The following is an 11,700-nucleotide window of genomic DNA, read 5'->3' on the forward strand; positions in this document are numbered from 1 at the left end:
ACTTTGACACCGAGTTTTTAGACTATGTCCTAGCTGTTAAAGTAGTTTCAAGTCTTGAGGAAGCAATCGAGCATATTGAAGCACACAGTACTCATCATTCGGATGCCATTGTGACTGAAAATGCTGAAGCTGCAGCTTACTTTACAGATCAAGTGGACTCTGCAGCGGTTTATGTCAATGCCTCAACTCGTTTCACAGATGGTGGCCAATTTGGTCTGGGTTGTGAAATGGGGATTTCTACTCAGAAATTGCACGCGCGTGGTCCAATGGGCTTGAAGGAATTGACCAGCTACAAGTATGTGGTTACTGGTGACGGACAGATAAGGGAGTAAGAGATGAAGATTGGATTTATCGGTTTGGGGAATATGGGTGCTAGCTTGGCCAAGGCTGTTTTGCAGGCTAAGACGTGTGATGACATTCTTCTTGCCAATCGTAGTCAAGCCAAGGTAGATGCTTTCATTGCAGACTTTGGTGGTCAGGCTTCCAGCAATGAAGAAATCTTTGCAGAAGCAGATGTGATTTTTCTAGGAGTTAAGCCTGCTCAGTTTTCTGAACTGCTTTCTCAATACCAGACCATCCTTGAAAAAAGAGAAAGTCTTCTTTTGATTTCCATGGCAGCTGGATTGACTTTAGAAAAACTAGCTAGTCTTCTTCCAAATCAACACAGAATTATTCGTATGATGCCAAATACCCCTGCTTCTATCGGTCAAGGAGTGATTAGTTATGCCTTGTCTCCTAATTGCAGGGTTGAGGACAGTGATCTCTTTTGTCAGCTTTTAACCAAGGCTGGACTCTTGGTTGAACTTGGGGAAGGCTTAATAGACGCAGCGACAGGTCTTGCAGGCTGTGGACCGGCTTTTGTCTATCTCTTTATCGAAGCCTTGGCAGATGCAGGTGTTCAGACGGGATTGCCACGAGAAACGGCATTGAAAATGGCGGCTCAAACTGTGGTAGGAGCTGGGCAATTGGTCCTAGAAAGCCAAGAGCATCCTGGGGTCTTGAAAGACCAAGTTTGTAGCCCAGGAGGTTCCACTATCGCTGGTGTAGCGAGCTTAGAAGCGCATGCTTTTCGAGGAACGGTCATGGATGCAGTTGGTCAAGCCTACAAACGAACACAAGAATTAGGTAAATAAGAGGTAGTTTTATCTGCCTCTTTTATGGTGGTTGAAATGAGAAGACAAAAAGATTGTCACAAACCCACATTTTTTTGATAGAATAGAAGTAGTAAAAAAGAAATGAGTTAGACATGTCAAAAGGATTTTTAGTCTCTCTTGAGGGACCAGAGGGAGCAGGAAAGACCAGTGTTTTAGAGGCTCTGCTCCCAATTTTAGAGGAAAAAGGGGTAGAGATACTGACGACCCGTGAACCTGGCGGAGTCTTGATTGGGGAGAAGATTCGGGAAGTGATTTTGGATCCAAGTCATACTCAGATGGATGCTAAAACAGAGCTTTTACTCTATATCGCCAGTCGCAGACAGCACTTGGTGGAAAAAGTTCTCCCTGCCCTTGAAGCTGGTAAGTTGGTCATTATGGACCGCTTCATCGATAGTTCCGTTGCCTATCAGGGATTTGGTCGTGGCTTAGATATTGACGCCATTGATTGGCTCAATCAGTTTGCGACAGATGGCCTTAAACCCGATTTGACACTCTATTTTGATATCGAGGTGGAAGAAGGACTGGCTCGCATTGCTGCTAATAGCAATCGTGAGGTCAATCGTTTGGACTTGGAAGGTTTGGACTTGCATAAAAAAGTCCGTAAAGGCTATCTTTCTCTCCTGGAAAAAGAAGGAAATCGCATTGTCAAGATTGATGCGAGTCTTCCATTGGAGGAGGTTGTGGAAACCACAAAGGCTGTCTTGTTTGATAGAATGGGATTAGCTAAATGAAACAAGATCAACTAAAGGCCTGGCAGCCAGATCAGTTTGACCACTTTGTCCGTATCCTAGAACAAGACCAGCTCAATCATGCCTACCTCTTTTCAGGTTTCTTTGGAAGCTTGGAAATGGCGCAGTTTTTGGCTAAGAGCCTTTTTTGTACAGATAAAGTAGGTGTTTTACCATGTGAGAAATGCCGAAATTGTAAGCTGATTGAACTGGGAGAATTTCCCGATGTCACTTTGATTAAACCAGTCAATCAGGTCATCAAGACAGAACGCATTCGGGAATTGGTGGGTCAGTTTTCCCAAGCAGGGATTGAAAGTCAGCAACAGGTCTTTATCATTGAGCAAGCTGAGAAAATGCATCCTAATGCAGCCAATTCTCTGCTCAAGGTCATCGAAGAACCCCAGAGTGAGGTTTATATCTTCTTCTTGACCAGCGATGAGGAAAAGATCTTACCAACAATCCGCAGTCGGACGCAAATTTTTCACTTTAAAAAACAAGAAGAAAAGCTCATTTTGCTCTTAGAACAAATGGGACTGGTTAAGAAAAAGGCGATCCTTTTAGCTCAGTTTAGTCAATCACGAGCTGAAGCAGAAAAGTTGGCACATCAGGCAAATTTTTGGACCTTGGTCGATGAAAGTGAACGCCTGCTAACTTGGTTAGTGGCTAAGAAAAAAGAAAGTTATTTGCAAGTTGCCAAACTAGCTAGCTTGGCAGATGATAAGGAAAAACAAGATCAGGTTTTACGGATTTTTGAAGTCCTCTGTGGACAAGATATCTTACAAGCAAGAGTAAGAGTGATTCTACAAGATTTGCTAGAAGCTAGAAAAATGTGGCAGGCTAATGTCAGCTTTCAAAATGCTATGGAATATCTGGTCTTGAAAGAAATATAAACTCAAAAATGAATGATAAAGAAAGGAAAGGGCTGTTTTATGGACAAAAAAGAATTATTTGACGCGCTGGACGATTTTTCCCAACAGTTATTGGTAACCTTGGCCGATGTGGAAGCCATCAAGAAAAATCTCAAGAGCTTGGTAGAAGAAAATACAGCTCTTCGCTTGGAAAATAGTAAGTTGCGAGAACGCTTGGGTGAGGTGGAAGCAGACGCTCCTGTCAAGGCTAAGCATGTTCGTGAAAGTGTCCGTCGCATTTACCGTGATGGATTTCACGTTTGTAATGATTTTTATGGACAACGTCGAGAACAGGACGAAGAATGTATGTTCTGTGATGAGTTGTTATACAGGGAGTAAGCATGCAGATTCAAAAAAGTTTTAAGGGGCAGTCTCCCTATGGCAAGCTGTACCTAGTGGCAACGCCGATTGGCAATCTAGACGATATAACCTTTCGAGCAATCCAGACCTTGAAAGAAGTGGACTGGATTGCTGCTGAGGACACACGCAATACAGGTCTATTGCTCAAGCATTTTGACATTTCTACCAAGCAAATCAGTTTTCATGAGCACAATGCCAAGGAAAAGATTCCTGATTTGATTGGTTTCCTGAAAGCAGGGCAAAGTATTGCTCAGGTATCCGACGCGGGTCTGCCTAGCATCTCAGACCCTGGTCATGATTTGGTTAAGGCAGCTATTGAGGAAGAGATTGCAGTTGTCACAGTTCCAGGAGCCTCTGCAGGGATTTCTGCCTTGATTGCTAGCGGTCTAGCGCCACAACCACATATCTTTTACGGCTTTTTACCGAGAAAATCAGGCCAGCAAAAGCAATTTTTCGACTCAAAAAAAGATTATCCTGAAACTCAGATTTTCTATGAATCTCCCCATCGTGTGGCAGATACTTTGGAAAATATGTTAGCAGTTTATGGCGACCGCTCGGTCGTTTTGGTTAGGGAATTGACTAAAATTTATGAAGAATACCAAAGAGGAAAGCTCTCTGAATTGCTGGAAAGCATCTCCGAAACGCCACTTAAGGGAGAATGCCTTCTCATCGTTGAAGGTGCCAGTCAGGATATGGAAGAAAAGGACGAGGAGGACTTGTTTTCAGAAATCCAAGCCCGCATCCAACATGGTATGAAGAAAAATCAAGCTATCAAGGAAGTCGCTAAGATTTACCAGTGGAATAAAAGTCAACTCTACGCTGCCTATCACGACTGGGAAGAAAACCAAGAAAATGACTAAACAGGGAAGTTTGCCTTCTTCCCGAAATAGAAATAACAATCATAAACATTTTGCTAAGATTGCTTATTTGGAGGAGAAATGAAAAGCAAAGCGATGAAGAAAGTAATTGGCCTACTGTTGCCTATTCTCACCTTATTTATTTTGTCAGCATGTAACAACAGAGTCGATCGTGATTTAGCTAAAACATCTATTTCAAACATTCGTTCCGTAGTAGAAGCTGCAGGGTTAGAAGCAGAAGGATACTCGACTGCTGATACCTTTGGATACTACGGATTTCCATTTTACATTAAAGGAAATAAAAAATTTGTAGATGTCTATGTGGATTTTGAAAAAGATTATGTTGAGAAGACTCCAGTCCTTAGATACAATCCGCGACTTAAAGAAGTTGAAAAGAAAATTTTCTTTGGTTTTTCCCAAAAAACAGTCTATCGTTTAGAAATGGAGTATGTTGCTGAAGATGATAACTATGACCGACTTGAGGAAGCTTATAATAAGATACTTCAAAGTGATAGTTTGACTTCTACATATTTAAAAGATAATCAGCTTAAGAAGCTTTATATTAAAAATTCAATTGAATTGGAATCTTTTAAATCCTATTACTCTTTAGTTCCAAAAGAAGAATATAGTGGCAACCCTAAAACTCGTCTTGAAGAACAAGAAAAGAGGGAGGCAATTCTGAAGACAGATGTAGAAGAACTTACTCCCTTAATTGAGGACCTAGACCCAAGTAGAGTCAACAATCTTGATGAAGAGACGCTTGTTCGTAATCGTGATCTACTTTTGAAAAGGGTTGCTGACAATCGTTCTACCTTTGGTATTGACATAGACATTGATATAAAAGAGGTACGAAAACAAAACCTTCAATTAACTGATGAGGATATTGACAATTGGACTGATTCTGATTTTCAATACGTACTTGCTCAAATAGTTGAAATTGAAAAATTACCTAAGAATACTGAAGTACGTTTTAGTATAAAATATGAAAGAAAACTGGGTTGGAAGATATTCAGTTTCAATAAAGAATAATTTTTGAAAGACATTCAGGAATTCTCCTGTCTGTCTTTTTACTTAGTTTTTTGGTATAATGGACCAAGTATGAATTTAGAAAGATTTGTGGGTGTCAAATAGTCTAGTAGCTTGTTTTTATTTGGACTTAGTTTCCACCCAAAGAGGTATTAGTGTCGTGTCTCAATCTTATATCAATGTTATCGGAGCAGGTTTGGCAGGGTCTGAAGCTGCTTACCAAATCGCAGAACGTGGTATTCCAGTTAAACTCTATGAAATGCGTGGTGTCAAGTCAACACCCCAGCACAAAACAGACAATTTTGCTGAATTGGTTTGTTCTAATTCTCTTCGTGGAGATGCTTTGACAAATGCAGTGGGTCTCCTCAAGGAAGAAATGCGTCGCTTGGGTTCTGTTATCTTAGAATCTGCTGAAGCAACCCGTGTTCCTGCAGGAGGAGCTCTTGCGGTGGACCGTGATGTTTTCTCCCAAATGGTGACCGAAAAAGTGGCCAACCACCCCTTGATTGAAGTGGTGCGTGATGAAATTACAGAATTGCCGACAAATGTTATTACAGTTGTGGCGACTGGTCCTTTGACCAGCGATGCTCTAGCTGAAAAGATTCATGCCCTTAATGACGGCGATGGTTTCTATTTCTACGATGCGGCAGCCCCTATTATCGACGTCAACACTATCGATATGAGCAAGGTCTATCTCAAGTCTCGTTATGATAAGGGAGAAGCCGCTTATCTCAACGCTCCCATGACCAAGCAAGAGTTTATGGATTTCCATGAAGCCTTGGTTAATGCGGAAGAAGCACCGCTCAATTCTTTCGAAAAAGAAAAGTACTTTGAAGGTTGTATGCCTATCGAAGTTATGGCCAAACGTGGCATTAAAACTATGCTTTATGGTCCTATGAAACCAGTCGGTCTGGAGTATCCAGACGACTATACTGGACCTCGTGATGGCGAATTTAAAACACCGTACGCGGTTGTGCAGCTTCGCCAGGACAATGCGGCTGGTAGCCTCTACAATATCGTCGGTTTCCAGACCCACCTCAAATGGGGAGAACAAAAACGAGTCTTCCAAATGATTCCTGGTCTTGAAAATGCTGAGTTTGTCCGTTATGGGGTCATGCACCGCAATTCTTATATGGATTCACCAAATCTTCTTGAGCAGACTTACCGTTCTAAGAAACAACCAAATCTCTTCTTTGCTGGTCAGATGACGGGTGTGGAAGGCTATGTTGAGTCAGCTGCTTCAGGCTTGGTTGCGGGAATTAACGCTGCTCGTCTTTTCAAGGGAGAAAGTGAGGCGATTTTCCCAGAAACAACAGCGATTGGAAGTTTAGCTCATTACATCACTCATGCGGACAGCAAACATTTCCAACCGATGAATGTCAACTTTGGGATTATCAAGGAGTTGGAAGGCGAGCGTATTCGTGATAAGAAGGCTCGTTATGAAAAAATTGCAGAGCGTGCTCTTAGCGACTTAGAGGAATTTTTAACAGTCTAATTTTTTTGAAAGAATTGCTCACGATACTATAAAAATCTTAGAAATTGTGATAAAATAGGTAGGATAAAAAAAGGAGAGTGAAAATGGCGAATCCCAAGTATAAACGTATTTTAATCAAGTTATCAGGTGAAGCCCTTGCCGGTGAACGTGGCGTAGGGATTGATATCCAAACAGTTCAAACAATCGCAAAAGAGATTCAAGAAGTTCATAGCTTAGGTATCGAAATTGCCCTTGTTATCGGTGGAGGAAATCTCTGGCGTGGAGAACCTGCAGCAGAAGCAGGTATGGACCGCGTTCAGGCTGATTACACAGGAATGCTTGGGACTGTTATGAATGCTCTTGTGATGGCAGATTCATTGCAACAAGTTGGGGTTGATACACGTGTGCAAACAGCTATTGCTATGCAACAAGTGGCAGAGCCTTACGTACGTGGACGTGCCCTTCGTCATCTTGAAAAAGGCCGTATCGTTATCTTTGGTGCCGGAATTGGTTCACCTTACTTCTCAACAGATACAACAGCGGCCCTTCGTGCAGCTGAAATCGAAGCAGATGCTATTCTTATGGCTAAAAACGGTGTCGATGGTGTTTACAATGCCGATCCTAAGAAAGACAAGACAGCCGTTAAGTTTGAAGAATTGACCCACCGTGACGTTATCAATAAAGGTCTTCGTATCATGGACTCAACAGCTTCAACCCTCTCAATGGATAACGACATTGACTTGGTTGTCTTCAACATGAACCAACCAGGCAACATCAAACGTGTCGTATTTGGTGAAAATATCGGAACAACAGTTTCAAATAATATCTAAGAAAAGGAATAAGAAAGATTATGGCTAACGCAATTATTGAAAAAGCTAAAGAGAGAATGACCCAGTCTCACCAATCACTTGCTCGTGAATTTGGTGGTATCCGTGCTGGCCGTGCCAATGCAAGCTTGCTTGACCGTGTACATGTAGAATACTATGGAGTAGAAACTCCTCTTAACCAAATCGCTTCAATTACGATTCCAGAAGCGCGTGTTTTGTTGGTGACACCATTTGACAAGTCTTCATTGAAAGACATCGAACGTGCCTTGAATGCCTCTGATCTTGGTATCACACCAGCTAACGATGGTTCTGTTATTCGTTTGGTTATCCCTGCTCTCACAGAAGAAACTCGTCGTGACCTTGCTAAAGAAGTGAAGAAGGTCGGAGAAAATGCTAAAGTGGCTGTCCGCAATATTCGTCGTGATGCTATGGATGAAGCTAAGAAACAAGAAAAAGCAAAAGAAATCACTGAAGACGAATTGAAGACTCTTGAAAAAGACATTCAAAAAGTAACAGACGATGCTGTTAAACACATCGATGACATGACTGCCAACAAAGAGAAAGAACTTTTGGAAGTCTAAAAATAAACAGAAAACTCAGTTGGCATTGCTGGCTGAGTTTTATTCGAAAGAAGGAAATATGAATACAAATCTTGCAAGTTTTATCGTTGGACTCATCATCGATGAAAACGACCGTTTTTACTTTGTGCAAAAGGATGGCCAGACCTATGCTCTTGCCAAGGAAGAAGGTCAACATACAGTTGGGGATACGGTTAAAGGTTTTGCCTACACGGATATGAAGCAAAAACTCCGCTTGACCACTCTAGAAGTGACTGCAACTCAGGACCAATTTGGTTGGGGAACTGTAACGGAAGTTCGTAAAGACTTGGGTGTCTTTGTGGATACAGGCCTTCCTGACAAGGAAATCGTTGTGTCACTCGATATCCTCCCTGAGCTTAAGGAACTTTGGCCTAAGAAGGGCGACCAACTTTACATCCGTCTTGAAGTGGACAAGAAAGACCGTATCTGGGGTCTCTTGGCTTATCAAGAAGATTTCCAACGTCTGGCTCGTCCTGCCTACAACAACATGCAGAACCAAAATTGGCCAGCCATTGTATACCGTCTCAAGCTGTCAGGAACTTTTGTTTACCTGCCAGAAAATAACATGCTTGGCTTTATCCATCCTAGCGAGCGTTACGCAGAGCCACGTTTGGGGCAAGTATTAGATGCGCGTGTCATTGGTTTTCGTGAAGTGGACCGCACGTTGAACCTCTCCCTCAAACCACGTTCCTTTGAGATGTTGGAAAATGATGCCCAGATGATTTTGACCTACTTGGAAAGCAATGGCGGTTTCATGACCTTAAATGATAAGTCATCTCCAGACGACATCAAAGCAACCTTTGGCATTTCTAAAGGTCAGTTCAAGAAAGCACTCGGTGGCTTGATGAAGTCTGGCAAAATCAAGCAAGACCAGTTTGGTACTGAGTTGATCTAGGGTGACATATGAGAAAATCATTTTACACTTGGCTCATGACCGAGCGCAATCCTAAAAGTAACAGTCCCAAAGCTTTCCTAGCAGACCTAGCCTTTGAAGAATCAACTTTCCCAAAACATACAGATGATTTTGATGAGGTCAGTCGCTTTTTGGAGGAGCACGCTAGTTTCTCTTTCAACCTAGGGGAATTTGACGCTATCTGGCAAGAATACTTAGAACACTAGCATGATTCACTGGGTTTGGGCTAGTAATTTCTCCACCCCTTTGCTATAATAAAAAGAAATAAAAGGATTAGAGAGGTTCTTTATTTGAAGGAACATTCAATAGACATTCAACTGAGTCATCCAGATGATCTGTTTCATCTTTTTGGTTCCAATGAACGCCATCTTCGTTTGATGGAAGAAGAGCTCGATGTGGTGATTCATGCTCGTACGGAGATTGTCCAGGTTTTGGGAGAAGAGTCTGCTTGCGAGGAAGCTCGTCAGGTTATCCAAGCTTTGATGGTCTTGGTGAACCGTGGGATGACCGTTGGTACGCCAGATGTGGTGACTGCAATTAGCATGGTCAAAAACGATGAAATTGATAAGTTTGTCGCCCTTTACGAAGAAGAAATTATCAAGGACAATACAGGGAAGCCTATCCGTGTCAAAACACTGGGTCAAAAACTTTATGTGGACAGTGTTAAACAGCACGATGTGACCTTTGGAATTGGGCCAGCAGGTACAGGGAAGACCTTCCTTGCAGTGACATTGGCAGTGACTGCCCTTAAACGTGGGCAGGTCAAGCGGATTATCTTGACACGTCCAGCGGTGGAAGCAGGAGAGAGTCTAGGTTTTCTTCCGGGTGATCTCAAGGAGAAGGTAGATCCTTACCTTCGACCTGTTTATGATGCCTTGTATCAGATTCTGGGAAAAGACCAAACGACTCGTCTCATGGAGCGAGAAATCATTGAGATTGCACCTCTTGCCTACATGCGTGGACGAACCTTGGATGATGCTTTTGTTATTTTAGATGAGGCGCAAAATACGACTATCATGCAGATGAAGATGTTTTTGACTCGTTTAGGTTTTAATTCTAAGATGATTGTCAATGGAGATATCAGTCAGATTGATCTTCCACGTAACGTCAAGTCTGGTTTGATTGATGCTCAAGAAAAACTCAAGAACATCCATCAAATTGACTTTGTTCATTTTTCAGCCAAGGATGTGGTTCGCCATCCAGTTGTTGCTCAGATTATCCGAGCTTATGAACCAGCACCGGTCAAAATGGAAAAAAGTGAAGAAGAAACAGAATAGCAAAAAAGAGCAGTTCAGGTGGAATTGCTCTTTCTTTTATCTGATAATTAGATTGTTTATACTAGTTCGTCAATTGGACTATGTTTTTTATCGAGACCTTGGGCTACTGGAAGACTGGTTAAGTAACCTTGATAAGTGGTAACACCTTGGCGCAAGCCCTCATCTTCAGAAATTGCTTGTGCGAATCCTTTTTCTGTCAAAGCTTCGATATAAGGAATAGTGACATTTGTAAGGGCAATGGTAGAAGTACGGGCAACAGCACCAGGGATGTTAGCAACGGCGTAGTGAAGTACACCATGTTTTTCATAGACAGGTTCATCGTGCGTTGTCACACGGTCAGCTGTTTCGATAACACCACCTTGGTCAACGGCAACGTCCACAATGACAGAACCTGGACGCATTTGCTTGACCATCTTATCTGTCACCAATTTTGGTGCTTTGGCACCGGGGATGAGAACCGCCCCAATAACAACATCCGCATCTCTCACACTGGCTTCGATGTTAAATGAATTGGACATGAGGGTTTGAATTTGATGACCAAAAACTTCCTCTAATTCAGAGAGACGTTTAGCACTGATATCAAGGATGGTCACTTGGGCACCAAGTCCAAGTGCGATGCGGGCAGCATGAGTTCCTACGACACCACCACCGATGATAGTGACTTTTCCTTTTGGAACGCCTGGTACACCACCAAGTAGGACACCAGATCCACCAGCTTGTTTGGTCAAGAAGTGAGCTTCGATTTGAACTGCCATACGGCCTGCAACCTCACTCATAGGAATGAGGAGTGGTAACTGCCCCTGATCATCACGGACAGTCTCATAAGCGATACTTGTTGTTTTGGCTGCTAACATGGCTTCGGCTAATTCAGGAGCAGCAGCCATATGCAAGTAGGTGAAGAGAAGCAAGTCGTCACGTAAGTAACCATATTCAGAAGCTAATGGTTCTTTTACTTTCACGACCAACTCTGCAGCCCAGGCTTCACCAGCAGTAGCGACAATCTCAGCTCCTTGCTTTTGATAGTCATCATCAGTAAAGCCAGAACCGAGACCAGCATTTGTTTCGATAAGGACGCGATGACCACGACCGACTAAGCTGTGGACACCAGCAGGTGTGAGGGCGACACGGTTTTCATTATTCTTAATTTCTTTTGGAATTCCAATTAACATAGAGAAAAACTCCCTTTCTATTGACGGGTTGTAAATGATTTATCACAATTATCTATAAAATAAGGTGATGAATTTATTCTATATGAAACCGCTTTAAAAAGCAAGGAAAACTTGTTGTAACTTCTTTTTTATGCTAGACTGGTAGAAAATATTTTTAAATGGAGGAGAAGTATGGAATCAATCTTTTTAAAACTAGCTCAGTATCCCATAGTCGAGACTGAGCGTTTATTGCTTAGACCTGTAACCTTGGATGATGCGGAAGAAATGTTTGACTATGCCTCGGACATAGAAAATACGCGCTACACTTTTCCAACCAATCAAAGCTTGGAAGAAACTCAAAATAATATTGCTCAGTTCTACTTGGCCAATCCCTTGGGACGGTGGGGAATAGAACTAAAAAGCAATGGT

Annotated in this window: 15 protein-coding genes; 14 read left to right on the plus strand and 1 reads right to left on the minus strand. The window is 42.3% G+C overall.

The window, feature by feature from the left end:
• The 13 genes from ACLNCN_RS00815 to ACLNCN_RS00875 form a co-directional block, all read left to right on the plus strand.
• A partial coding sequence (locus ACLNCN_RS00815) for an aldehyde dehydrogenase family protein (RefSeq protein ID WP_424844436.1) occupies positions 1–332 on the plus strand: 332 nt, incomplete at its 5' end.
• A 3-nt stretch (positions 333–335) separates the two neighbouring features.
• Entirely contained in the window at positions 336–1,133 is a 798-nt protein-coding gene (gene proC, locus ACLNCN_RS00820; RefSeq protein WP_424844437.1) for a pyrroline-5-carboxylate reductase, read from the plus strand.
• Positions 1,134–1,246: 113 nt separating this feature from the next.
• Positions 1,247–1,885 (plus strand): dTMP kinase, encoded by a 639-nt coding sequence (tmk, locus tag ACLNCN_RS00825; RefSeq protein WP_424844438.1) that lies wholly within the window; start codon positions 1,247–1,249, stop codon positions 1,883–1,885.
• The gene (locus ACLNCN_RS00830; RefSeq protein WP_150922646.1) at positions 1,882–2,772 is read left to right on the plus strand and encodes a DNA polymerase III subunit delta'; all 891 of its coding nucleotides are present in this window, start codon (positions 1,882–1,884) and stop codon (positions 2,770–2,772) included. Before tmk ends, ACLNCN_RS00830 begins: the two co-directional genes overlap by 4 nt.
• 39 nt (positions 2,773–2,811) lie before the next feature.
• Positions 2,812–3,129 (plus strand): DNA replication initiation control protein YabA, encoded by a 318-nt coding sequence (gene yabA, locus ACLNCN_RS00835; protein WP_000358228.1) that lies wholly within the window; start codon positions 2,812–2,814, stop codon positions 3,127–3,129.
• Between the two features lie 2 nt (positions 3,130–3,131).
• Positions 3,132–4,010, plus strand: coding sequence for a 16S rRNA (cytidine(1402)-2'-O)-methyltransferase (gene rsmI, locus ACLNCN_RS00840; RefSeq protein WP_424844439.1), 879 nt, complete (start codon positions 3,132–3,134; stop codon positions 4,008–4,010).
• 78 nt (positions 4,011–4,088) lie between these two features.
• On the plus strand, positions 4,089–5,036 hold the full coding sequence (locus ACLNCN_RS00845) for a hypothetical protein (RefSeq protein ID WP_084888319.1): 948 nt from the start codon (positions 4,089–4,091) through the stop codon (positions 5,034–5,036).
• 157 nt (positions 5,037–5,193) lie between these two features.
• Positions 5,194–6,528 (plus strand): methylenetetrahydrofolate--tRNA-(uracil(54)-C(5))-methyltransferase (FADH(2)-oxidizing) TrmFO, encoded by a 1,335-nt coding sequence (gene trmFO, locus ACLNCN_RS00850; protein ID WP_261052493.1) that lies wholly within the window; start codon positions 5,194–5,196, stop codon positions 6,526–6,528.
• An 83-nt stretch (positions 6,529–6,611) separates the two neighbouring features.
• Complete coding sequence (gene pyrH, locus ACLNCN_RS00855; protein ID WP_000002995.1) at positions 6,612–7,337, plus strand: UMP kinase; 726 nt, start codon at positions 6,612–6,614, stop codon at positions 7,335–7,337.
• Positions 7,338–7,357: 20 nt separating this feature from the next.
• A complete protein-coding gene (gene frr / locus ACLNCN_RS00860; RefSeq protein WP_001262225.1) occupies positions 7,358–7,915 on the plus strand; it encodes a ribosome recycling factor in 558 nt (185 codons plus the stop codon).
• 58 nt (positions 7,916–7,973) lie between these two features.
• Positions 7,974–8,828: an RNA-binding virulence regulatory protein CvfB gene (cvfB, locus tag ACLNCN_RS00865; protein ID WP_261100082.1), complete on the plus strand. Its 855-nt coding sequence runs from the start codon at positions 7,974–7,976 to the stop codon at positions 8,826–8,828.
• Positions 8,829–8,836: 8 nt separating this feature from the next.
• Positions 8,837–9,052 carry a YozE family protein gene (locus tag ACLNCN_RS00870; RefSeq protein ID WP_049522176.1) on the plus strand — a complete coding sequence of 72 codons (216 nt, stop codon included), beginning with the start codon at positions 8,837–8,839 and terminating at the stop codon, positions 9,050–9,052.
• Positions 9,053–9,136: 84 nt separating this feature from the next.
• Positions 9,137–10,123 (plus strand): PhoH family protein, encoded by a 987-nt coding sequence (locus ACLNCN_RS00875; RefSeq protein ID WP_424844440.1) that lies wholly within the window; start codon positions 9,137–9,139, stop codon positions 10,121–10,123.
• Between the two features lie 56 nt (positions 10,124–10,179).
• On the opposite strand, the gene ald is transcribed toward ACLNCN_RS00875, so the two are convergent.
• Positions 10,180–11,292 carry an alanine dehydrogenase gene (gene ald, locus ACLNCN_RS00880; RefSeq protein ID WP_084926426.1) on the minus strand — a complete coding sequence of 371 codons (1,113 nt, stop codon included), beginning with the start codon at positions 11,290–11,292 and terminating at the stop codon, positions 10,180–10,182.
• Positions 11,293–11,463: 171 nt separating this feature from the next.
• Here ald and ACLNCN_RS00885 point away from each other — a divergent pair.
• Positions 11,464–11,700 (plus strand): GNAT family N-acetyltransferase (locus tag ACLNCN_RS00885; RefSeq protein ID WP_424844441.1); only part of this gene is annotated, 237 nt, incomplete at its 3' end.

The sequence above is a fragment of the Streptococcus sp. CL8.13 genome, assembly GCF_049737895.1.